Here is a 26088-nt window from a genome sequence, read left to right on the forward strand (position 1 = left end):
CTGCAATGCAATGTACAGTGAACTATCTTTCCATTAATTTTTAATTAGTTTCGGAAATATTAAACAGAAAAATCAAGAATTTTTATGCGGAAATTAACTTACCTGCTTGTTTTATTACTCCCATTACAGCTTTTTGCCCAACAGTTTGATCCTGTAAAAGCATTGGTAAAAAGGCGTGCACCCTGGTTGAGCGATCATGTGATTTTCAAACCACTAAAAAGCAACAGCCCCGGAGTATTTAAACTGCAAACCATAAATAACAAACTGGTTATATCAGCCTCGGGCAGTAATGCCGCTGCCGTTGGTGTAAACTGGTATTTAAAATACTATTGTCATCGTTCCATGTCGCACATGGGCGATAACCTGACACCGGTACTTCCACTGCCCGTAGTTAACAAAAAGACAACCATAGAGGCGGCAGCGGTATACCGCTACGCGTTAAATTACTGTACCTACAATTACACCATGAGTTTTTACACCTGGGCAGATTGGGAACGGGAAATTGATTGGATGGCATTAAATGGAGTTAATACGATGCTTGCCGTTGACGGTATGGAAGCAGTGTGGCAAAACACGCTGAGAAAGGTAGGTTATAATGAAAAAGAGATCAACGATTTTATAGTAGGCCCGGCATATACCGCATGGTGGCTGATGGGTAATATTGAAGGTTGGGGAGGTCCTATGCCCCAAAGCCAGATTGACAACCGGAAGCTGATTCAGCAAAAAATGATGAAGCGGATGCACGAATTAGGCATAGAGCCTGTGTTGCAGGGCTTTTATGGCATGGTACCAAGCTCATTAAAAAGTAAAAGTAAAGCCCACATCATCGATCAGTTAACCTGGGGAGCCTTTAAAAGGCCGGATATACTTGACCCTACCGATCCTGAATTTAGCCGCATAGCAGGAATTTATTACACCGAAATGCAGGCATTATATGGTAAGAATATTCGCTTTTTTGCCGGCGATCCTTTTCATGAGGGAGGTAAAACAGATGGCGTTGACCTAAAGAAAGCAGGGGCTGCCATACAGGCATCCATGCAAAAATATTACCCGGGCTCAACCTGGGTGTTACAAGGCTGGCAGGATAACCCCAAACAAGCCATGCTTGATGGGCTTGATAAATCAAAAATACTGGTACAGGAACTTTTTGGCGAGTTCACCAACAACTGGAAAAAACGTAAGGCTTATGATGGTAGTCCGTTTATTTGGTGCAGCGTAAATAACTTTGGTGAACGCCCTGGTCTTTACGGAAAACTGCAACGCTTTGCTGATGAGGTAGACAGCGCCAGGAACAGCGATTATAGCAAGTACCTTAAAGGGGTAGGCATCATGCCCGAAGGTATCAATAACAATCCTCCCGATTATGACTTAATGCTTGAATTAGGCTGGCGTAAGGCTCATGTAGATACTAAAAACTGGATCAATGATTACGCGGAATATAGGTATGGCAAGCAAAATGAACACACCAGTAACGCATGGCAGGGCTTTTTACAAACCGTATACCACAGTCGCCCGGGGTACCAGGAAGGGGCTGGCGAATCTATCTTCTGTGCAAGGCCTGCGCTGAAGGTTAAATCGATATCAAGCTGGGGCACACTAACGCGCGATTATGATACCGTACAATTTGAAAAAGCTGTAAAAGAATTTGCCAAAGCATTACCGGTGTTGGGCAGCTCCGCCACTTATAAAATAGACCTGATCAATATGGTTAGGCAGGTACTGGCCAATAAAGGAACGCTTGTTTTTAATGACCTGGTAACTGCCTATAACAACAAAGATTTGCAGGCTTTCAATGAAAAAAGCACGAAGTTCCTCAGCATGATCAAATTAACAGATGAATTATTGAATACGGACAAGTACTTCAGGCTCAACACCTACCTTAAACAAGCCATAAATAGCGGTAATACGCCGGGAGAAAAGACGAATAACCTGAAAAACATTCTGATGCAGATAACTTATTGGGGCGAAAACAATCGCGCAGAGGATAACCTGCATGAATATGCTTACAAAGAGTGGGCCGGCCTGATAGATAATTATTACCTGCCGCGATGGGAAATTTATTTTAACTACCTAAGAGGAAACCTGCAAGGTCAAAATAATCCCGAGCCCGATTTCTTTACATGGGAGCACAAATGGGTCGATGATAATCTGAAGTTTGCTCCTGAAAAACCGGCAAGGTCTCTACAGGAAGTAGTTAACGAAATTTTAGCCATGTAAAATGATCTTAGCAGCTTATACAGAAATCATTCAAACGGATAAAATATCCGGGAATAACCTCATGCTAAATTTTGCTGGATACCCAACATCTGCAATCGATTTTTTTTAACGAAGCCTATTCATCATCAATAATTTATATTATCATGTTACGGAAACTCCTGCCTGGTATTTGTCTCCTTTTATATAGCCAGGTTTTATTTGCGCAAAACGAGCACACTTACCAGGTGCCCAAAGATTCGCTGGTGAGGCAAAAGCTTGCCCAATGGCAAGACCGAAAATTTGGTTTATTTATGCATTGGGGTACGTACAGCCAATGGGGAGTTGCTGAAAGCTGGACAATTTGTCCTGATGATGAGGTTAAACGAACCGGCCCATACAGTGATGATTATTTTACCTACAAAAAAGCCTACGAAAACCTACAAACTACGTTTAACCCACTTAACTTCAACCCTGAAAAATGGGTGAGGGCAGCTAAAGCCGCCGGAATGAGTTATGTAGTATTTACAACCAAACATCATGATGGCTTTAGCATGTTTGATACCAAACAAACCGATTATAAAATTACAGATCCTAAAACACCCTTTTCAAAGAATATACGAAGCAATGTAACTAAAGAAATATTCAACGCTTTTCGTAATGAAAATTTTATGGTTGGGGCATATTTTTCCAAACCCGATTGGCACAATCAAAACTATTGGTGGCCCTATTATCCGCCTAAAGATCACAACGTTAATTACAGCCCGCAACGCTACTCCGAACGCTGGCAAAAATTTAAAGATTTTACCTATAACCAAATTGAAGAATTGATGACCGGGTATGGCAAGATTGATATTTTATGGCTGGATGGGGGCTGGGTAAGGCCTTTAGATGAAAACGATAACGATCCGCAACATTATAACCAGGACCTTGATATGGCTAAAATAGCAAAAATGAGCCGCGATCATCAGCCTGGCCTTATCATGGTTGATCGCACGGTTGCCGGTGAGTTTGAAAACTATACCACCCCTGAACAAGAGGTACCCGATAAGCCACTGCCCTACCCTTGGGAAACCTGTATGACTATTGGTAAATATTGGAGCTATGTGCCTAATGATGAATTTAAAACCAGCCTGCAATTAGTTCAAACCCTTATAAAAATAGTATCGCGGGGAGGCAATCTGCTGCTCAATATTGCACCGGGACCTGATGGCGATTGGAACCCGGTTGCCTATCAGCGATTACAAGATATTGCCGATTGGATAAAAATTAACGGAGAGGGCATTTATGGTTCAGAACCGGTAGCTCCTTACTCAGCAGGCAATATCTATTTTACTAAATCAAAAACCACAAAATCGTTATACGCATTCTGGCTATCTGAAACAGAAACGGTAAACTTCCCTGCCAATATTACTTTCCCGGTAAACAACATAGAAACACTTAAAAAAGTATGTTTACTGGGCAGTGTTCAAAAACTAAAATGGAATTACAAAAACGGGCTACTAAGCATTCAAATACCCAAGGGGTTACAAAAGAGCACCACTTTAAAATATAGTAGTGCTTTTGTATTGAAATATTAGGAAACTATCGTTAGGCTACAGAATTTACCCGGTAAGATACCATACTGGCATCAAATAAAGCCCGATGAAAAACTGGGGCTGATGGTACTTCCTCAAGCTGGCTGTCAATCAGTTCAAAAAGGATCTCGGCCGCTTTTATCCCCTGCTCTTTCGGGAACTGTTCGATAGAGGCCAGTGGTGGGTTGTCTATAAAACTCCAGATGGGTAAATTTGCGAAACTGATGAAACTGATATCGTGATTAACAATCATATTATTGCTTTTAACTATAGCCATCGCATCGCGGGCAACGTAATCGTTAAAAGCGATAACTGCCGTGGGCTTAGTGGTTAAAGATAGCAGCCGTCGCATAGCGTATTGGTTTTGTGTCGAAGACAGATCTGAAGAAACAATCAGGTCATCATTGATCACAATTCCATGTTTACCAAGCGCCGTTTTATAGCTATCCAGGCGCTCTTTACTGGCCTCCAACGGTGAAGGCCCGTTAATTAGCCCAATGTTACGATGTCCTTTTTCTATTAAACAATCAACAGCCTGCTGCATTCCCGGCTGGAGGTTACAGGCCGAATAATGAATATCATTCAAACCGGGAATCCGGTCGAAAAACACAACTGGAATATTATACTTTTTTAATTGTTCAAATATTTCAAAGTTTTTGGTGTTTTTACTTAGGGAGATGATAATACCATCTAAACGATGATTTTTCATCGTTTCCAGGATACTTCGCTCTTTTTCGGGGTTTTCTAATGATTGCCCTATAAAAACGTTGTAGCTTTTTTTGCTGGCATAATCTTCAATTGCACTAAGGGCCGAAGCAAAAAAAGCTTCAGAAAAATCGGGAAGTATAACACCAATAGTGCATGTTTTTCCTTGCTTAAAAGATATGGCAGCTTTATTAGGTATATAATTTAATTCACTTGCGATTTTGTTAACCCGCATCGTAGTCACCAGACCGATGCTTGGATGTCCATGTAATGCCCGGGACACCGTTGAAGCACTTATTTTTAAGCGTTTGGCTATGTCTTTAATTGTGGGAATCTTTTCCATTTTGCAATTGGGTTTAAAACAATTAATACTATTTATTTAATATTGATGAATGTCTTACTGAAAGGCACCTTTACTTATTTGCCTGTTAACAATACGCGCCTTCTCATCGATATCCGTTTTACCGTTTATATCAACAGAAATAACCACTCCCGAATTTTTTGCAGGCGAAGATGATTGTATGCGTAAATCAGGCTTTGCCGTGCTCAACAGAAGAGGGTCGAGACCATTGGTTGAATTAGCATCGTTATCGCTGGTGGCTTTCCAGGCATCAAAAGAGGTAAGCGGCGCACCGTTGGTACTGTTCCAGATCCATTGTGGTGTGCCTGTGGTGTAATATAAATTGTTATCGATAATGTTGTTGCTGCCAGTGGTGGTATACTTATGAATAAATACATCAACTGGTCGGGCAAATACAATATTGTTTTTGATCACGTTATTATCGCAATGTTCGGTAAGCCTTATCTCCCCTTCTATCTCACCAAAGGCACCTAAAACACGGTCGTTTTGATACAGGGTATTATTAACAACATAACAATCTTTAGTACCACCGGTTGTATAGTTTAAATAATCGCCCATGTATATGCCCGTGCGATAACAGTTATATACAAAGTTGTTTCGTACAATGGTAGTTTTGGTGGCATATATGTTACTTTCACTTACCAGGCCTATTCCCCTATCGCTGTTATATACTATGTTTCTTTCGATGATAGTGTTGGCGCCACCACATACATAAATAGAAATAGCGCCATACCTGTCGGCCCCCCATGTTTCGGGAGTTTTGGTCATGGTGTTATCGTGAAATTCGTTATCGCTTATTACGCCGTTACGGGCATAGTTGGTGGCAAGCGCTCCTTTAGGATTAAGATTATCGCCGCCCGCTACAATTACACCTATATTTTCCGTGTCGTAAACTTTATTATGGCTGAAGATAAAGCCATCTACATTACCTGCAAGGGTTACATTTTCACTCGTTCCGGTTTGGGTATCATGTACCTCACAGCCGGTAATAACCAGGTTGGTAATTGCTGCGGTTCCGTTACCTATTACCAAGATGGCGTGTCCGCTGCGCCAATCGGCCAATGAAGCATTGTTTTTTATATTATGGATATCGCAGTTTTTAATGGTGATATCATGCGAGTTACTGTCGATAGCAATCCCCTCCGGATCAACACCGTGTGCAGAACTGGTCAAATTACAAATCTCAAAACCATCCAAAGTGATATAGGCCACATTGCGTAGCGTAACTAACGCCGCCCAGCCTGTAACTATTATTTTGCTACCGTCAAGCACAGGCTTCTCTCCCGGATATGCTTTTAACGTAATTGTTTTATTCTTTATTCCCGGTTTAGGGAATACTACTTTGTCATAATACCTGCCGCCCCTAACCATGATAACGTCGCCAGGTATGGCATGACTTAACGCAGCATTAATGGTTTGAAAAGGCGCATTGATGGAACCTTTATTATTGTCAGATCCATCAACAGCAACGTAGTAAGCATGAGCGCTGTCTGATAATGGTTTATTATGCCTATCGGCATTCTTTTTACAAGTGGCCATCGTACTTATGGCGAAAAAACATAAAAGCCAAACAGTGATATAAAATTTCATTACAATTAATTTAAGATTTAAAAGAGCCATGCCTGTGGCTAAGAATATAGGCCCGTAGCATATATATCTGCTACGGGGCGCTATATAAACTAACTAAACAATAAACTGTCATTCGCGGTATCCACGGTAAATGAAAGACCGCTTTTAAAGATTATCTGATAATTAATGATGCTTGACGCAATTTGGCGACGCTCCATGAGAAGCCTCCTTTTTATTCCGAAACTATCTTCCTGATCCTGTTGTTATTTTTATCCAATACATACACGGTGCCGTTTTTATCAACAGCAACGCCGGTTGGCGCACTAAATAGCGCGGAGCCACCAATCGCGTCAGAATATCCGGCTGAGCCACTTCCGGCGAATGTGCTTACATCAAAATTACCAGCCTGGATGTAGCGGATACTTTGATCCGGATTATCCGTATTACCAGATACAGTACCGTTGCCTGCCACGTATATATTGCTATTATTATCAACCGCGATCCCCCACGGATAGGCGAACCTGGCCGCCGTACTTGTTCCGTTAACGTATCCTAAGCTACCTGTTTGCCCGGCAACAATGCTGCCCTGCCATGTACCTGCGGTGAACTTCTTAACCACCTGGTCGCCGTTCATGGATACATATAAATTACCGGTTTTATCAAAAGCGATACCTGCGGGATAATACAGCCCACCTACAACTTGCGTTGATGTAAACTGAGCCGATACCTGGTAAATGTTTCCTGGATTGGAGCAGCTGCCATAGTAAACATAACCCGTAGTTTTGTCAACACCTACACTCCATGGCTCCTGGTTTGCCCAGGCCCATGTGGTAGCAGTGCCATCCGGAGTAATTTTCCTGATATCCCAATTTACCGGATCGACAGAGTACACATTGCCCTGGGCATCTGTAGCCACCGAGTATGGTAAATTAAAATTCGCAGCGGTACCCTTTCCGTCAGCATAACCTGCAACATTGGGGTTACCGGCAAGCGTAGTCACGTTTCCGGCGGTATCAATTTTTCTGATACAATGGTTTCCGGGGTCGGCAACGTAAACATTAAGATTATCATCAACAGCTATCCCCATACTCCTGTACCAGCTTTGGCCGCTCAGGTTAAACATGGCATCTGTACCCTTGCCGTTGGCAAAGCCTGCTATACCCGATCCTGCCAGTGTGGTAACAGTCCTGGTATACTGATATGTAAAATCACCGGCGCTTGTTGCCGAACCTTTTCCAATGGTTACCATTATAGGTCCTGATCCTGCTTTTTTAGGTACTACAACAATCATTTGTTTGGTATTGGCACCAATAATCTTAAGCTTTAACCCGTTTAGGGTAACCGAAATCTGCGAGGTATCGGTCGAAAAATTAGTTCCGTTAATCAACACCTCGGTGCCACCGCCACCTTGAGCCGGTATAAATGAAGTGATACCAATCGGAGCGTTAGCATCATGCGTTGGGACTTTATCCTTTTTACAACCTGCAAAAGCTATCATGATAAAAACCGCCCCAGCCAAAAAGTATATGTTCATACCTTTTGACATTATTTTTATGAATATTTTCATTGGAATAATCAATTGTTAATTATCTGTTTTTCCATAAATCTCTACTGCTGCTTCAGCATGCGCACTACCAGCCTGGATTTTGCACCAAGGCCCTGTCACGATCTAATTGATATTGCGAAATTGGGAACAAGTACATCTTATTGTTCCACACCCTTTTCTGGAACAGTGTTTTGTTATAAAAACCTGCAAATAAAAATCCCTGCCCCTGATCGTCCGTGTTCACATTCAAACCGTAAATAGTTTGATTTTCATCAGATCCCAGCAATAATCTTCTTACCAGGGTAAAATAGCGGTCGCTTTCAAAACACAGTTCTACTTGTCTTTCTCTTAAAATGTATTTCCGCATCAGATCTTTGTTTCCCACCGCTCCGGGGTAAACGGTTTCAATACCCGGTAAACCAGCCCGCGTCCTGATCTGATTGAGATAGGTAACTATATTCGGGTTACCCGGATCATATTCATTCAGGGCTTCCACGTAATTCAACAGTATTTCGGCATACCTGATGAGGATAAAAGGACGGTAAGTAGCCTGATCCTGCCTGATATTATCAGCAGGGCTCACATTTTTCAATACATTATATCCGGTGATATTGTTGCTTGCGCCGGTTGCCTTCGGTCCTGATTTGCCATTGTAATAAAACTCCACCCTTCCTGTGCCATCAATATTGGCGGCCGATGAATAATAATTTTTATCATCAATTGTAGGTGCCGGTAATACCGGGCGGCCGTTATACAGGATGTAGGCATAAAAACGCGGTTCGCGATTGGCATACATATTCCATTGGCCTTTCTTCTGCTCCCAGTAATTATTGCCATCGCTTTGCGCAAAATTGGTTGGTGTATAACCCGATTGAGGGTCGTCAATCGTTCGGCCATTTTTCATAGCAAACGCGTCAACTACGTTTTGTGTAGCATTGTAAATGCTATAACCTCCAGGTCCGGGCGATACGCATTTGGTATATCCCCAGTAACTCCATGAATTTCGTGAAAAAATGATCTCGCTATTCCAGTTGGTCAGGAATAGATCGCGTACAGATAGATAAGGGTCAAATTGGGTGCCGCCATTGTCAAGATTGGTAAACAGCTTGTAAGCGTTAAGGTCAATTACCGCCTTTGCCGCGTCAGCCGCCTCTTTCCATTTATTGGCATCATAGGTTGCCGGTGCCAGGGCTGTACCATCCTGGTTTTTTAAAGAAGCCAATGCGGGATTGCCATTCCATAACGGACTGGCAGCCAACAAAGCAAGTTGCGCCTTTACAGCCAAACAAGTGCCTTTTGTAGGTCGGCCATAATTACTGGTTGATGGCCATTGGTCGGGCAAAGTTGAAGCTGCCTGATCCATCAACTGATTAATATAACCTTTTAATTCATCAAATGACGCTCTTGGATATTTATTAAAGTCGTCATTTAAACTTAATGCGCCCGTAAGCTTTACAACCGGACCATACTGCTTCATTAACTGCCAGTAAAACCATCCGCGCAAAAAGCGGGCTTCTGCCTTATATTGATTTTTTAAGGTTACACTTAACTGACTGGCAGGTACTTTGTCAATATTATCTTCAAAAATAAATGACGAACGGATACCTGTATAATAGTTGTCCCAGTAATCAAAGTAAGCGTTAACAGAGCTCCAGTTTCCTGCAACCATTTGCCTTACGTTTGTGCCCGGAATGGATACCGACGACTCATCACTTGCACCCATTGCGCTATAATTGCCACCATCGGTTTGAAGTATGTAACCGTATATATTGTACAGGTATGATTCGGCATTGGCCCGGGTACTCCAGATCAAATCAGAGGTTAACAGGTTATCGGGCTTTTTATTGAGGTAATTACATGAAGATAAACCGGCGCTCAGGGCCCATAACCCAATTGCCATAATTAGTATATTTTTTTTCATCGGAAAAGCTTTAAATACTTTTGAAATCATTTCAATTCCCTTATTTCTAAAACGCGGCCCTTAATCCCAACGCAAGTATTCTTACCGGCGGATAACCGGCTCCGTTTGAGCCAAGTTCAGGGTCCCAAAGTTTAAATTTGGAGAAGGTTAGCAAATTTTGCCCGGTTAAGTACAGGTAAACAGAGCTGATGCCCGCTTTTGTAAAAACCAATGGTTTAAGTGTATATCCTAATGTTGCCTGTTTTAAGCGTACAAAAGATCCATCTTTAAGCCACCATGTGCTTGGCTGGTAGTTATTGCTGTTTTGGTTTGAAATACCCAGGCGCGGATAATCTACATTTTGGCTTGGGTTTTCAACTGTCCATCTGCTTTCCAGGTTGGCCAGCATACCAGATGGATAGGTACCCATACCGGTAAATGGCACAATGCCCGCGCCGGTTGCACCCGAGCCTGTTATAGCCGATCCGTTAGCCATGATCACAACATTCGAAGTACCCTGGAAGAAGAGCGAGAGATCAAAATTATGATAGCCAACCGTAAATCCTGCGCCATATAATATCGTCGGAATATCTGATTTACCGGTGTACACCCTGTCAAAGCTGTTTATTACACCATCGCCGTTTACATCTTTGTATTTAATGTCACCCGGCTTTAATACCGCGCCAAATTGTGAAGGGCTTTTATCTACATCTTCCTGCGACGTAAATAATCCTTCGGCAATATACATGAGGTTGTCGCCATATTTACGGCCGGTAGACTGCTGGTACGAATACAATTGTTTAGGCTCGTCCTGCTGAATAACTTTATTGTTGTTGTAAGTTAAGTTACCGTACAAACGAAGGGATACTTTGCCAAAATTGTCGTTGTATTCAACATTGCCCTCAATACCCCGGTTATTCATTTCGCCGAGATTTGCAAATACAGCGCCACTAACACCCAAAATACCTGATAGCGAACTACGTTTAACCAGGATATTAGTCCTGCGTTCTTTATAAGCATCAATAGTGATGTTTAACTTATTAAACAAACCTATTTCTAAACCGATGTTGTCTTTGGTTGCTTTTTCCCAGGTGAGGTTTTCGACTCCTATTACGCTTTCGGTTATACCGTTGAATACAATTCCGTTAAGACCTAAGCCTACCGAACCACCCGCGCCGTATTGGCCGATATAGGGGAATCTTGTTATACCATAATTAGAACCAATCTGGTCGTTACCAACCATACCGTGCGATCCTCTTACTTTAAGCAGGTTAAATGTACTGGTAAGGTTTTTAAAGAAAGGTTCCCTTGAAATTACCCAGCCGCCCGAAACTGAAGGAAAAAAGCCAAACTTTTTGCCGGCTTCAAAGTTTTCTGAGCCTGTGTAACCTGCGTTAACCTCAAATAAATACCTATCGGCATAGGCATAAGTAGCCCTACCTGCAAAGCCCTGGTTATTGTAGGGAATGGAGCTAACAACGTCGCCGGCCGAGCTCTGTACCCTCGAGCGCATGTTATACAAAAACAAGCCTCCAAAATGGTGCTTCCCGAATGATTGATCGTAGTTGATATTTGTTTCGAGATACATCGTTTTTTCGGCAGATGACGATTGCGAATAGCCTAAAAACTGATTCCCGTACCTTGACTGGCTCAGTACTAAATTGCCATCAGCATCTCTTGAAGTAGCCAGGTAAAGGTCATTGACGCCGGTTCTGCGGTTATCATTTTCGCTGTACGAATCAAATGAAAATCTTGCCATGGCACTTAATCCATTGGTTATGGCATCCAGTTTCTGGTTAATGGAAAACACCGACTGAACAGTTGGCCGAAATTCATTGTGATAACCAGAGTTTTGAATATCGTTTACCGGGTTTGAGCCGCCGTTATTAAACGGACCAGCCCACTGGCCACCCGGGTATCGTATTGGAAAGGCGTTAGGTGGTGTTAAATACGATTCGTACCAGATACTTCCGGCAGATAAACCCGGGTAACGGCTGCTTACCAGCAAGGCATCCAGGTTCATTGTTAATAAAGTGGATTTGCTCAGATCGATATCCAGGTTCGATCTGAAATCATATCTTTTAAAGTTAAGGTTAGGGTTATAGCCATTTTGTTTGGTTACCTTGTAGCTTCCCTCCTGATCGTAAAAAGAAGCTGAAACATAGTACCTTACCGATGGTGCACCACCGCTTACGTTAAGGTTAGTGTTGTAGCCCGGCGCCCAATCTTTATAAACAGATTTTATCCAGTTTACGTTGGGATACAGATACGGGTCTAAACCGCTTGCTGTTTTTTGAATAGTTTCTTCGGAATATGCGGCCGGGTTACCATCATTTGTTGTTGCCTCGTTATGCAGCCTCATCCACGATACTGCATCAAGCATTTTTGGCGTTTTGGTAAGGCCAGACATCGAGGTTTCTGTTTTTAAAGAGATCTTAGGCTTGCCGACAACACCTCTTTTAGTAGTGATGATCAAAACACCGTTGGCACCCTTGGCTCCGTATACTGCCGTTGACGAGGCGTCCTTCAACAGAGAGATACTTTGAATATCTTCCGGATCGATGTTATTATAAGCCCCTCCATAGGTACTATTCACATCATCGCGCTGTACACCATCTATAATAATAAGCGGATTTGCATTACCTGTAAACGTACCAATGCCCCTGATGGTAAACGAGGCGTTATCATAACCCGGCTCACCGCTGCGCTGCATGGATATAACGCCGGCTACCTTACCGGCCAGCGCGTTGGATAAGGAGCGGTTTGGGGTTGTTATATCGGCTACGTTTACCGTAGTAACAGCACCGGTTATGGATACCTTTTTTTGCTTGCCATAGCCTACAACTACTACTTCATTTATGCCCTTGGTATCGTCAAGTAACTGAACCGTCAAATACGATGTTGCCCCGGTGACAGTAATCTCTTTAGAGACGAAACCCGCGAATGATATAACAAGTACGCTTTTGTCATTGGCTTCAATGGTAAACCGGCCGTCACTATCGGTTATTACACCTTTGTCAGAACCTTTGATCCGCACACTGGCACCGGGCAAAGTAACTCCCTTCGAGTCGGTTACAACCCCCGATATTTTTATAACAGGTATTGCTTGCGGCTGAATATCAAAAGGCTTGGGCTTGATGATGATCGTTTTGTCGTCAATATTATAAATGAACGGCTGCCCCTTAAATGTCAGTTTTAACACTTCTTCTAAGTCAGTATTCAGCACATTGATACTTACCGGGTTAGCCTCCTTAATTACTTTTGAATTATAGAAAAAATCATATCCGCTTTGTTCCCCTATTTTTTTGAGAACCTTCTCTAACGGTGTATTTTTTTCTGATAATGTAATTTTTTGCGCGTAACCAGAAGCACTTGCCTGAAGTATGGTTGCCACCAATAAGATGATGGATAGTTTCATAATCAACAAAGCTTTATTTTTTATACAGGGGACCCCATATAATGTTATTTCATAACATTTCATACATTTGAACTTGTTTGGGTTTAAGGTGTAAATTGGACTACGAATTTAGTTTCATGGTAAGCCCTAACGCTTAGTCGGAAGTGTTCCACCACTTCCGGCTTACTTTTAGGTTACCTTAATGCGGGAGTAAAATATCACGGCATAATGATAACCCTCCTTCCTTCGATCTTAATTTTTACGCTTCCGGTTTGTTCTATGATCTTCAATGCCTGAGCCAGATCTTTTGAACGCGATACCATCCCGCCAAATCTTAAATTATCAACGCTACCGGTATATTCTACATCGATGTTATACCAGCGGGAAAGTTTGCTCATGATGCTTTTCAAGTCCTCGTCAACAAACATAAAATAGCCGTTTTTCCAGGCTACCACGTCATCCGTATCAACTGCCTGAACATGGATTGAATTGTCTGTGATATTGGATTGCTCGCCAGGCTTAAGCAGTTTTGATTGGTTTAATTTAGTGGATAGCACTTTGACAGAGCCTTCTAACAAGGTAGTTTTTACCGAAGCGTCATCGGGATAAGTACTGATGTTAAAATGCGTGCCTAAAACTTCTACTTCCTGCGAGTTGCTCACAACCTTAAATGGTTTGGCGGGATTCTTCGCAACTTCAAAATAGGCCTCGCCGGTTAGCTCAACCCTACGTACAGCACCACTGAAATTTGTTGGATAGCGAAGAGAAGATGCCGCGTTTAACCAAACCTTTGAACCATCTGGTAAATTAACCTGGTATTGCCCGCCCTTAGGTGTTTCAATGGTATTATACTGCAGAGCACCTTGGGGCGACTTAGATGAATCATTCGCGATAGTATAAACCAACTTGCCATTACCGGTTTTGGTAATAGTTACGCCCGATTGTTTGGTCAGTTGACCTGTTGCAAGGTCATCAAGCGTAATTTTTGATCCGTTAGATAAAGTTAAGGTAGCTTTATTGCCGCCGGGAGCGATAATATGCTTAGCGGCTACCTGCTGGTTATTATTTGAAGGGGCGCCATTACGTTTTAAGTAAACAACCAGTATAGCTGAAGCAGCAAGGAACAGCGCCACAGAAGCCGCTACAAACCAGCGCATTCTTAGTATAACAGGCTTCTTTGATACAGATTCGCGTGTTTTTATTTCCTGTAATACTTTACCGTAAAGTTCTGTTTTAACGGTGTCTTCATCGCCCATTAAAAACTCGTCCCATTTCAGTTCGTTTTTTTGAAGCGTGTCGTAATAGTCTAATAAAAGCTTTTCTTCCCCGGCAGTGGCCTGGTTCGAAAGGTATTTGTTTATTAAATTCAGTAATAATTCTTTGTCCATAGGTTTGTTGTTATATCTATGTACCTTAATACATGCAACACCCCCAAAGAAATTTTTAATATTTTTTACCGCTTAACAATTCATCAAATACTCGGGGGCTCAGAGAAGAGCATTCAGTAGAAGGATTATACCTGGCCTGAAAATGGGCCAAAAAATATCAAAACCACCGGCCACAAAACATGATCAGCGCCATGCAAACAAAGTCGCCCAATGTTTTACGCAAACGGTTAAGCGCTATGGTTAATTGATTTTCGACAGTTTTAGGGGAAATACCCAGGCGTTCGGCAATCTCTTTAGTAGATAAATGCTCTTTACGGCTCATCAAAAATATTTGCCTGCATTTTTCGGGTAATTCGGCAACACCCTGTTCCAGTAAACGGTTAATCTCTTTTTCCGACAAGATCTCTTCACCCCCATTGTTACTGAAAAGTTCTTCCAGCCTGCTAAACAGATCTGCCTTTACCTTGCCCGAGCGCAGCACATTGAAAACCTGGTAACGAACTGCGGTATATAAATAAGCGTTTAAAGAAGTAGTTACCTGAAGGTTGGCCCTCTTCATCCATAGGTTTACCAAAACCTCCTGGGTAATGTCTTCAGATACCTGGCGGTCCCGGAGTATGTTGTATGCCGAAAGATATAGCTTTGACCAATATTTATTATAAATGTGTTCAAAGGCAACAAGATCATTTTCTCGAATCAACGCAGCAAGTCTGTCATCAGACAATAGCTGAACTTCCGGGCTACTCATTCCGCATTATAACTAATTGCCAAATCAAAGAGGGTATTCTTATCTTAAAATCTTGTATTCATTATCCAAATTGTTAATCAGTTACTACACGGATCCCCTTATTATTAATAAAGTCCTTTTACCAATTATCATTATTTAGGAGCGTACCCGATTTAAATGATATTTTGGCTGGAGCCTCTGATTTGCAATTTTGAGTAACAAACGTTAGTAAATAAAGTCAAAAAAACTGTTAAATAAAAACGAGCAGCAAATAAAATTCGGCGCGGAAATAATTTAATTAAAAACGTAAGTTGATTTTTAAGGGCACAAGAAAACTTTGGCAATTTTTAGTTATCCAATTTGCAGCAAAGTCAATGCGATATAACAATCAATTTTCAAAAATCATTTTTCCAAAAAACTCCGGTAAGTGAAAGTTGCAATCCTCGGATTTGATATTATTCCAGGCCAGAAAATGAGGTTCGGGTAGTTCATCACCGCATTTATAGAAATTAACCCGGCATTGCTTACCATTTAGCGACTTAATAGAATGATTGCAGAAAACCTCCAGGGGTATCATCAGCGTGAGGTCCCAGCCTATACCACCCGTTCTATTATCATCAACCAGTTTTAAATTGGTATGATGCCTTATAGTTCTGATTGCAGCCTCTGGTAACAGTTTGCGATTTGTCCTGTTTGTACCATAACTCAACATACACGTACCTGCGCAGTTAAAATCAAAACTATAATAACCTTTCCCCTCATCAAAGGATACAAAAAACTCAACGCAACTATCTTTATGAACCGGTTCATTCGGCTTCATGTAGGTTGCTCTTACAGACGTTTCACTTACATAGTATTTTATAAAAATACTATCGTTACTAAATGCAATGGCAAAATGCACGTCCGGTTTATAACCATTACCCGGCCAGGGCGTCATTCCTATATGGTTTTTTTCATGGTTATCTAATAAATACGATACATGCGCGATAGGACTTGCCTGGCTTATGAGCCCTAAAAATGGCACTGTTAATTCTTTCATTTTTGTATGGATTGTAACTATCTGTGATTTTTTGAAACGTTCTGAATGATTTGCCCGAGGGTAGCATATTGCTCTTCCAGCTTTTTGAGCAACTGAAACTGAGCCCTGGCGCGCTGCAAATTATGTGCTGCAAAGCGCGTTTTATAATATACATCGCCTTCTATATAATCGGTAAGAAAACGTACGCCTTGCATATAAGGGATCAGTAATACCCCCATCACCAGCGTTTCAACTTCTATATCTGATAAAAAGTGACAAGCGCTTTTAAAATACCCTTCAGCATAAGCTTTAAATAACGGAATATTCAGGTTAATTTTCGAAAGGTCCCCTTCATCCTCAGAACCCGTATTTATTATAGTCCGGATAGCATCGCCAAAATCATAGGCCACATAGCCTGGCATTACGGTATCAAGGTCTATCACACACTGTGCATGGTCATTTAAATCAAGCAATACATTATTGAATTTTGTATCATTATGTATAATTCGTAATGGTAATTTCCCTTCAGCCCCTAAATTCAAAATGGAGGTCATCCTGCCAACGCGCTCAACTACAAATGTTATTTCAGGTAATACATCTTTAACCCGGTTTTTAACATCGGCCAGAACAACCTTATTTAGGCTATCAAGCCGCATAGTGATGTTGTGAAAACCCGGTATGGTTTCAAAAAGCAAATTGGCGTCCAAATCGGCCAACAAGAGTTGAAATTTTCCAAATGCCAAACCGCCTTCATAAGCTTGTTTCTCAGTAAGCACCTGGTCGTAACTTTTAGTATCTCTTAAAAACTGATACATCCGCCAGTAGTTACCGTCTGCATCACGAAAAAATAGTTCATCATTTTTCGCCCGAGCTATTGAAAGCACTTCATTAGCCGGATCGGAGCCTGAAATGTCAGTCAATTTCATTCTGAGGTGATCGGTTACCATCCGTATATTATTCATCAATTCGGGCACATTTTTAAATACGTGATGATTAATGCGCTGAAGCAGATAACCTGACAGTTGCGGCTCCGTTACCTTTATGCGAAATGTATCATTAATATGGCCTGAGCCAAATGGGACAATAGTTTCAATATTTCCCTGAATACAAAAATTAGCTACTATTTTGGATATGTTATATGACATATAAAGTTTTTAGTTCGCTTTTACTTCGTAAAATTCTTTATCACTTAGTTGGCCTGTTATATTGGTTTGATCACACATTACCTATCCATTTTCATCAACAGGAAGCTGATGTATTTACTATTATGTATGCGAACACATATGAATTTAAAATCCAATTATCACAAATATAAAATTAAAAGTGTGTCCGCACACATTTTTAATGCGCTTATTATTTTTTATTGTCAATGGTACTATCTCAATCGACACCTAAACTTCCCTGATAATCATTTTAAAAGAATACGATTTAGTATTTATAGATGAACCTATTTTAACCGGTTGACAACTGGTCCGTTATTTAAATATCTAAATAAACTGTGTCTTCATCGTCAAGGTAGTAGTTTACGTTTTCTTTGGTAATTATATCCAATGGCAGATACTTGATGATAGGAACTTCTTTTTTGAATACAAGATGATCTGTCAATTGATATATCCCCCAGTATCCCTGCCCTTTCGGGTTTTGGTTGATCAAAAAATTAATGCTGTCTTTATTAAGAAAATATAAATTTGGAGGAAGCAGGTCATACCCTATTATCTTGATATGCTTTATACGTCGCTGCTCGAAATATTTAGCAATTTCATGAGCTTTGGATGTTGTTACAAAAACGCTGGCTATGTCTGGCGTGCTATCAATGATGTTATCCAACTGCTGTATAAATAACGCCGCATTTGCCCTGTTCAACTCTATCCGCAGGATTTTATATTGATGTTCCAGGTTATTTTGTGAAAAATAATTACGAAAACCCTGTTCTTTTTTCAGGAGATGCGCTGCATTACTAATCTCTTCATCAATATGGGCAATTAAAACTGAGCAAGCCTCTGGCTGACCATAATGAATAAGCTTACCTGCCAAAAAACCACTCTGATAAGAGTCCTGGCCTATATAGCACAACGGATCACATTCTGCGATTTGCGTATTAAATAACACAAAGGGAATTTTGGCCTTTTTCCATTTCTCAAAAAATGGCAGCGTTTCTCTATAAAATATAGGAGATAAAATTATACCGTCCGGACTATCGTCTGTTAATTGCGTGGCACAGGTTTTAAATGACTCAACATCATAGGGATTAAATACATATTGCTGAATTATAATGCCGTACTGCTTTAAATCTCTTTCAGCTTTTTCAATTCCTGCTTTGGGGGCGTACCAGTACGAATCACTTTTGTGATCAGGTATCAAGGCGGCAATCTGATAGGTTTTATTTGAACCTAAGGCTCTTGCCATAAGGTTGGGCTCGTAATCCATCTCGTCCAGGATCTTCAATATCCTCTCTTCTACTTTTTTTGATACCCGTCCACGTTTATGCAGCACCCTGTCAACTGTGCCTGTTGAAACCTTTGCCTTCTCAGCGATATCCTTAATACGTACAATTTTGTTCTTCATATTGGCCCTTCTTCCGGAAAAGATAGCAAAATTAAAATAGTTTACTTCATTACGTCAGCCGCAACCCTGAATTTGCCCTATCCGGCAAAATCAAACGAAGAGAATCAAAGGGCTGGTTTTGCATTAAACACCAACACTTCAAAAGGCTCAAGCGTAACGGTATAAACATCCCCCGTAAATAAAGGGTTAGTCAATTGCTTAGTTTCAGATTTAGCGTTATAAAACGTGTAACCAGCTTTGCTATTTGGCGGCAATTCAAAAACTTTACGCATATCAATAACAAATTTCTTAGCCGTATTTGATGGATTTCTTAAGGTGAGGATAGCCTTTTTAGGCGACCATGAAGCGAAACCATAAACATCACCTTTTGATGGCGCTCCACCTACCCAATGTGTATCGGGCATGATATCAGCATTTTCCCGAGCCCATTTTATAGCTGCGGCCAGGCAGTTCCAGTTAGCCGCCTTTAATTTATGGGGATTGATGTATAACTCCTGCAAACTCGTTCCAGACCCAAAAAACGACCAGATCTCGTCAGAGATATCTTTATCATTCATTTCAAATTTGGCTGGTGCGCCATTATCGGCTATACAAATCCCATGATACATCAAGGAGCTTAAAGGATAAAGGGGCGCTCGCTGTACAATGTTATCATACACTTCGCCATCACGGTAATTAAGCCATTGCTGCCTATTATTTCCTTCGCCCGTAGTATTTGTATCCCAGCCGTTTCTCCATAATGCGTCACCGTATTGAAGCCAGAAAGGCGACGGCCAGGTACCCATGGTCAGGCTAAAATAAAGATCGGGTTTTACCTCCCTTAAGCTTGACACCATCTTGAGCAGCGATTCCATATCCGTTTGGTAATCAGCCGTAGCCCCCGTCAACTTATCCCCGGCACCAACGCCATCGAATTTAAACATCGACACACCGTATTTGTTAACAAAGTTAGCCGCGGCATCTTTAAAACGCTTTGAATAAACAGCACCCGAAAGAGAAAACCCATGCGAATTTGTTTCAAATGGAGGGTTTTGCTTCCGCCCATATTGAAGTCTCTGTTCTTTAGGCTGCTCATACCCGCCCCAGGGCGACATCCACACGCCCAGCGACGCGTTATACTTTTTAGCCAGAGTTTTGATATTGTTAAAACCTACAGGGAAATTCGTTTTATTTATTTGCCACAGTGTTTGATTATCATCCCAGCCATCATCAAACAAAAATGAGTTTAAAGCTATATGCCGTTTTATGGTAAGGCTATCTGCAAAAGTTTGAATGCGATCAAGGCAGCCCGTGTCATTAAGCTTACGATCATTCCATGATAAATCATACCATGAGTTATAATGAAGCATTTGTCTGTATGGCACCGCCCGTTCACGTTCCAGGTAATAGAGAAATCCCCTTCGCAGTTGTCCTTCGGGGGCCACACCCCATACAGTTGATGAAATCAACTCCCGCGCCGGCTCTTGCGATTCAATATAACTATCGGCCCAACCATTCTTTACTTCGTATTTACTTATGGGACTTTCAAGCGCAAAAAAGAAGTCTTTTGATATTATTGGCGATCCATCAACAATCCCCGAGGTAGTAACTCCTGTTTTTTCAGGGAGCTTTACGAGTTTTAGTTTCGTGATCCTCAAAGAATCGGCAACACTACTGAATGTAAAAACCTGTCTAATATAATTAGAGTTATCTTTTAGTATAGCAGACCATTTTACCCGGATACCATATTTCACGTTCAAAAAGGCCGCGGAAATTTCTTTTCCGTCTTCCCTTTGAACAAGTTTTACCTTTTCGTTATTTCCTTTTATATTAATAACTTTCAAAGCGCTACTCAATTCAAAATCAGCAGAATTAATCACAACACCATCCTTTAAATCCATTTCGAACATAGGTGCGCCCTTTAAGTCTACCCGCTTAAGGCCTGCCACAAATGCATCAATTGCAACTGCCTTTTTGCCGGTATGCCACCTTACAAACAGGCAGTTGTTTTTTAAAATAACAGACCCATTATTTGCAATTGCGATGGCTTTACCCGGTTTTACACCTGCAAGAAAAATATCTTGAGCCTTAGCAGTACCTGCTACACTAAGGCAAATTAAAAACAATAGTTTTTTTAGCATTATTAATAAAATTACAAGGAAAAGCAGTTGAACAATCAATGTGTGTGCGCACACAAAAATAATGGATAGCTTGTAATTAAAAACTGCCTGGCAACTATTGTTTGTTCATAGATGTCAAATTTGAGGTGAATATGGATTTGCTGGCTAAAACAATCGTTTGCACCATTTTTAAGTTTTAATTTTGACCATATCGATTTACCGGCTAATAGATAAGAAACAGAAGAAAACAGCCAGGGGTAGATTATTAAACCAGGTTATATCTATAAAAGCTACTACCTGGGTCCTCTTAAGCCGTTTATTAAACGTCCTTTTCGGTTTCTTTCCAATACAATCTGGCCTCATGCGCAAAAGCCATGGTAGGCGATACCCGTGATACAGCTTCAGCCGAGCAGCTTGCATCAACCAGCACAAATTCGGCACTGTTATTTACTTTTGACCATTGCATATTTCCATCATTGTCCAGGGGCAAAACATTGTGCGTGGCAAAACGCAACGTCCTTGAGAGGTCGGATTCAGTTCGCCAGCCATATAGATCAGCAATCAGGTTGGCTTTTTGAAGCATATTACCCGTCCCGAATGTACTCCAGTGATCCTGTATATTGTCGCTGCCCGCCAATACGTTTACACCATGTTTCATCAGCGCGGGAACAGGCATCACCAGTCTGCCAAACGGAATAGAGGATACGATACCAACCTTAGCCGCCGCTAATTTTTCCGCAACACGTTCTAACTCATTTAACGGAAGTGAGGCAAGCACAAAAGCATGACTAACATAGGTACGCCCCTGTAATGATTGGTTTTTAAGCGCCTGTTCGGCAAGGTACTCTATTGTGCGAAGACCTTCCTTGCCCCCATCGTGCAGGTGAATGTCGATCCCTTTATTGTTGTCCAGCGCCAACTGTACTGTTAAGTCCAATACTTTTTCAATGTTCCGGTCTATTCCAAACGGATCAACTCCGCCGATAAAAGCGACGCTATCCAATTGTGCGGCCTCTTTTAGCAAAGGGGCCGAATCTGTATAAAAACATCCATGCTGCGGAAAGGCCACCAGTTCGGCGCTAAAGCTTCCTTTTTTGTTATCCAATGCCTTTTGCAGATTTTCCAAAGAGCGGAGCCCGGAGGTTGTATCTACATTGAAATGTGTGCGGGCAAAGGTTGTGCCATAGCCCTGCATCAGATCGATTAAAAGCCCGGCCCGCTCGGTCGATGTTTTAAGAAGCTCGGGAATAATCTCCTGTTCGTAGGCAATCATGTCCAAAATACTTCTTTTCTTTGGAGAGTGGGCCTGCCATGGGAGGCCATATAGGGTTTTGTCCAAATGGACATGCATATCACTAAATGCAGGCAACATCAGATAGCCTTTTGCATCTATAGCACCCGGGAGTGATGCGTTATTGGTAAATATCTTTGTGATCTTCCCTTCGCTAACTTCAATGCAGAATAGTTCTGTACGTGTTTCTTTCGCGCCGTTTTCGTCTGTAATAAACCCGGTTTCCAGGCGAATATTTTTTAAAATATAGCTGCCGGTTACAGGCAGGGCATATTTTGCTTTTACCATTTTTAATACAATTTTGATATTAACACTTATTCCGTTGACAATCCCTGTTTTAGAAAACAATGTTTCCCTGGTAAACCAGGGACTTTACAGGGGAAAGCCTTGAGACGGCCTCTGCTGAGCAACTGGCATCAACGAGTACAAAATCGGCAGCATTACCTGCTTTAGGCCATTGTTGCTGCCCTTTATCATCCAATGGCAATGGGCCGGTTGTTGCAAGGCCCAGCATCCGGGACAGGCCAAACTCTGTGTTATGTCCGTATAGCTGCGCCGCCATATTTGCCTTGTACAGCACACTTCCGGTGCCGAAGGTGTTCCAATGATCAACAATGCTGTCGTTCCCTGTCATTACTTTTACCTGGTGCTTGATCAACATAGGAATGGGCATGATAAGGCCGCCGAAAGGTATGGTTGAATTGATCCCAATCTGCGCTGCACCAAGTTTCTCTGCCATTTCCTCTTGCTTCGCCTGGTCAAGTTTTCCTAGTACAAAGCAATGGCTCAGGTACGTTTTCCCTTTCAGTACCGGGTTTTCGTTCACTTTATTAATCAGGTATTCAACGGTTTTTAATCCCGATTCGCCTGTTTCATGCAGGTGGATATCAATCCCTTTATGATGATCCAGTGCCAGCTGAATTGTAAAATCCATTGTTTTTTCAATAGCGCCGTCAACGGTAAAGGGATCTACTCCCCCTATGAAATCGACACCGGCCTGGGCTGCTTCCTTCAAATAAGGAGCGGTATCAGTATAAAACACCCCGTGTTGCGGAAAGGCCACTAACTCTGCGCCAAAGCCCTTCTTTTTATTATCCAGGGCCTTTTGCAAATGCCTGAGTGAATCCAGTTTAGAAGTAGGCTCTATATTGACATGGCTCCGCGCGAAAGAGGTCCCTTTTGATTGCAGTAGCTCAATCAGTTTCTCAGCCTTGTAGGTAGAATTTTTCAGCATTTCGGGCAGTATCTCCTGCTCCAGCGCTATCATTCCCTTTACACCTCCGGTTCTTCTCCGAACGGCCTGCCACTTATCACCATAAAAAGTTTTATCCAGATGGATATGCATATCCCTGAAGGAAGGCAACATCAGCATCCCTTTTGCATCAATGGCATCTGCACTGGGCTGACCGGTGCTGACTTTTTTGATCTTGCCGTTTGCTATTTCTATCGAAAAAATGCCGGTCTTGGTAGCCACAATATCACCATCCTCGTATTCAAAACCGGTTTCTAAACGCACATTTTTAAGCGTAAAACTTTTGCCGGTGTTTACGTTCAAAGAGTTCAATCCGGTGCGTTCTTCCCGCTCATCTGCAAATAGCATTCCGGGAATAAGTGTGGCACCGGCGAGAGCCCATGCTGAGTTTCGGATAAATTCTTTACGGGATAGTTTTGATCTGTTCATTTGGCTTCCGGGTTATCATACTTTTTGGCAAAAGCAATCGCTTTAACTTTCACAAAAGTACGCAGCCAGCCGCCCGTCGCCGGTGAACTATTCCTGCCAATGCTTGTAAAATTTATAATTTCTCGCGGAATTCGGTTGGCGTCATCCCGGTCTGACTTTTAAAAAAATTGGAAAAATAGGCGTTGTCTGTAAAGCCCAGCTCAAAGCCTATTTCCTTGATAGAAAGATCTCCGCTTTGGAGCAGTCTCCTGGCTTCTACGCAAACCCTTTGATGAATGAGCTCTGTTGCCGATATCTTCAAATGTTTCTTACAAAGGATATTAAGATAGTTAGCGGATATATGAAGTTTTTCAGCATAAAACATTACGAATTTCTGCTGTTTAAAATATTCATCTATCAGCATATTGAATTTAGCCAACCTTGGATTTGACTGGTATACCTTAAACTCAGTAAACGCATATTCGGCCTCTCTGCTCACGATTGCCGCAATGGTACCCGCGCGGGCAGTGATCAGGGTAGCAAGCGAACTATCTCTCCTCAGTTCTTTTTTGATGGCATCAAATTCATAGCGTAACTGATCGCAGGCATCTTCCGTAAGGTCGATAACCGGATGGTTCTGATAATTGGTAAACGAGAACCTGAAAAACGGCGCAAAATGCTCAAAGAATGGACGCTCAACCATGAGTTGGTATGCTATGGTTTTGCTGCCAATATACCATTTATGCATTTGCCCCGGAAAAAGCACATGGATCTGACGATCACTGATAGTGTAATCAACCGAGTCTATAGTATGCACACCTTCAGCCTTATCAAAAAGCATGATAATAAAAAAGTCATGTTTATGGGGCTTCTCGATGTGCCTTTCCCCATGAATTTCATTGAACAACAACTCTTCACGCCCCGCAGTTTGCCCTTCGCGGAAGCCATCCAGCCCAATAATCGGTACCCGGGCTTCTGTTTCATGTTTGGCAATTTTGTTCACAATCGGCTGTTATTGTTAAAATCATCGGCTTACTCCGCTTTCCGTAACCCGGATTCAAATTCCAGGCCAACGCCGATTGTGAAATTTATAAAAACAAGCCGATATAAACAAATGCCCAAAAACTTACAGCTTCGGATCAATCCTTTGTGACGGGAACTGCCAAAGAAGCATTAAGCATCGGCACAAGTTTCACCAGTTCAACTTCGGTTACCTGCCTGCCAAATTCAGCTATTTCAAATCCCTCGGCATATTTTACCTCGGGTACGGCTTTCTTTCCGCTCCATTTCTCTAATGCATAAACATATGATGGAAATACTTTGCTGTATGCGTAGGTATTATTATAAATTAACTGCTTTTGCTTTGCCGGATCTTTTCTTACTTCATCCAAAATCCCCATACCATGCGGAATAGCTTCTTCCACCTGCGTTTTATGTGCGCCGCATGCAGCAAGTTTGGTTTCCCAAACTTTATCAATGCTGAAAGCAAAATCAGGGATGTATGAAAAATTGTGTGTATGAAAATCGCGGATATACAGGAATACAGGCATTTTTTCCATTTTCAGATCCTTCGCGGCATCACGCACAATGTACCCGGCTGTCATGTTATCGGTATGACCGCCCTGTGCCGGGTAAAAAGTAAATACAACATCGGGTTTAAATGCTTCAATGCTTTTGATCACCTTTCCGCGCGATTCCGGGGTGTTCTTTAATCCCTGATCGTGATAGTTCAATACTTCATAGTCAGCCAGGTTAAGAATTTTTTTAGAGTTCATCGCCTCCTGGTAACGCCTCTTGGCCAATACTTCGGGCTTTTCCACCCAATGGCCTTTATCCCCGTTAGTGAGCGACATAAATTTCACCTGGTGCCCCATCTGCGTATATAATGCAGCGGTACCGCCGGTGTACACTTCGCCCTCATCTGGGTGTGCGAAGATCATCATGACACGAAGTGGCGTTTGTTGCGCTTGTGCGCTCACGAAAAAAACAGTGATAAAAAAGGACAAGAGTAATAATCGCATAATTTTAGGTTTATAAGTGGTTGAACTCAACAGGTTTGTTGGATGAAACAAATCTAAGTTTTCAGCATTAT

At 41.8% G+C, this 26088-nt stretch carries 17 protein-coding genes; 2 read left to right on the plus strand and 15 right to left on the minus strand.

Annotated elements, in window-relative coordinates; all coding sequences use genetic code 11:
• Nucleotides 1–84 precede the first annotated feature (84 nt).
• Together DEO27_RS11880 and DEO27_RS11885 are read left to right on the plus strand one after the other, a co-directional pair.
• Nucleotides 85–2217, plus strand: coding sequence for an alpha-N-acetylglucosaminidase (locus DEO27_RS11880; protein ID WP_112565962.1), 2133 nt, complete (start codon nt 85–87; stop codon nt 2215–2217).
• Nucleotides 2218–2360: 143 nt separating this feature from the next.
• Nucleotides 2361–3773 (plus strand): alpha-L-fucosidase, encoded by a 1413-nt coding sequence (locus DEO27_RS11885; RefSeq protein ID WP_112566926.1) that lies wholly within the window; start codon nt 2361–2363, stop codon nt 3771–3773.
• Between the two features lie 10 nt (nt 3774–3783).
• Here DEO27_RS11885 and DEO27_RS11890 read toward each other — a convergent pair whose 3' ends face one another.
• The 15 genes from DEO27_RS11890 to DEO27_RS11960 form a co-directional block, all read right to left on the minus strand.
• A complete protein-coding gene (locus tag DEO27_RS11890; RefSeq protein ID WP_112565959.1) occupies nt 3784–4818 on the minus strand; it encodes a LacI family DNA-binding transcriptional regulator in 1035 nt (344 codons plus the stop codon).
• Nucleotides 4819–4872: 54 nt separating this feature from the next.
• Nucleotides 4873–6426, minus strand: a complete 1554-nt coding sequence (locus tag DEO27_RS11895; RefSeq protein ID WP_112565956.1) for a DUF1565 domain-containing protein — start codon at nt 6424–6426, stop codon at nt 4873–4875.
• Nucleotides 6427–6637: 211 nt separating this feature from the next.
• Nucleotides 6638–7972 (minus strand): IPT/TIG domain-containing protein, encoded by a 1335-nt coding sequence (locus DEO27_RS11900; protein ID WP_223818228.1) that lies wholly within the window; start codon nt 7970–7972, stop codon nt 6638–6640.
• Between the two features lie 64 nt (nt 7973–8036).
• Entirely contained in the window at nt 8037–9872 is a 1836-nt protein-coding gene (locus DEO27_RS11905; protein WP_112566920.1) for a RagB/SusD family nutrient uptake outer membrane protein, read from the minus strand.
• Between the two features lie 46 nt (nt 9873–9918).
• Entirely contained in the window at nt 9919–13269 is a 3351-nt protein-coding gene (locus DEO27_RS11910) for a TonB-dependent receptor (RefSeq protein WP_223818229.1), read from the minus strand.
• Nucleotides 13270–13466: 197 nt separating this feature from the next.
• Nucleotides 13467–14636, minus strand: a complete 1170-nt coding sequence (locus DEO27_RS11915) for a FecR family protein (RefSeq protein ID WP_112565950.1) — start codon at nt 14634–14636, stop codon at nt 13467–13469.
• Between the two features lie 157 nt (nt 14637–14793).
• A complete protein-coding gene (locus DEO27_RS11920) occupies nt 14794–15384 on the minus strand; it encodes an RNA polymerase sigma-70 factor (RefSeq protein WP_112565947.1) in 591 nt (196 codons plus the stop codon).
• A 367-nt stretch (nt 15385–15751) separates the two neighbouring features.
• On the minus strand, nt 15752–16402 hold the full coding sequence (locus DEO27_RS11925) for a carbohydrate-binding family 9-like protein (RefSeq protein ID WP_112565944.1): 651 nt from the start codon (nt 16400–16402) through the stop codon (nt 15752–15754).
• Nucleotides 16403–16419: 17 nt separating this feature from the next.
• Complete coding sequence (locus DEO27_RS11930) at nt 16420–17526, minus strand: phosphotransferase enzyme family protein (protein WP_112565941.1); 1107 nt, start codon at nt 17524–17526, stop codon at nt 16420–16422.
• Between the two features lie 334 nt (nt 17527–17860).
• Nucleotides 17861–18946: a substrate-binding domain-containing protein gene (locus DEO27_RS11935; RefSeq protein ID WP_112565938.1), complete on the minus strand. Its 1086-nt coding sequence runs from the start codon at nt 18944–18946 to the stop codon at nt 17861–17863.
• 104 nt (nt 18947–19050) lie between these two features.
• Entirely contained in the window at nt 19051–21066 is a 2016-nt protein-coding gene (locus DEO27_RS11940; RefSeq protein ID WP_112565935.1) for an enterotoxin, read from the minus strand.
• Nucleotides 21067–21364: 298 nt separating this feature from the next.
• Entirely contained in the window at nt 21365–22624 is a 1260-nt protein-coding gene (locus DEO27_RS11945; RefSeq protein ID WP_112566917.1) for an amidohydrolase, read from the minus strand.
• A gap of 49 nt (nt 22625–22673) precedes the next feature.
• A complete protein-coding gene (locus tag DEO27_RS11950) occupies nt 22674–24017 on the minus strand; it encodes an amidohydrolase (protein WP_112565932.1) in 1344 nt (447 codons plus the stop codon).
• A 112-nt stretch (nt 24018–24129) separates the two neighbouring features.
• The gene (locus DEO27_RS11955) at nt 24130–24999 is read right to left on the minus strand and encodes a helix-turn-helix domain-containing protein (protein WP_223818230.1); all 870 of its coding nucleotides are present in this window, start codon (nt 24997–24999) and stop codon (nt 24130–24132) included.
• A gap of 136 nt (nt 25000–25135) precedes the next feature.
• Nucleotides 25136–26017 carry a PIG-L deacetylase family protein gene (locus DEO27_RS11960; protein WP_146749945.1) on the minus strand — a complete coding sequence of 294 codons (882 nt, stop codon included), beginning with the start codon at nt 26015–26017 and terminating at the stop codon, nt 25136–25138.
• Between the last annotated feature and the right edge of the window lie 71 nt (nt 26018–26088).

This window comes from Mucilaginibacter rubeus (genome assembly GCF_003286415.2).
Taxonomy (GTDB): domain Bacteria; phylum Bacteroidota; class Bacteroidia; order Sphingobacteriales; family Sphingobacteriaceae; genus Mucilaginibacter; species Mucilaginibacter rubeus_A.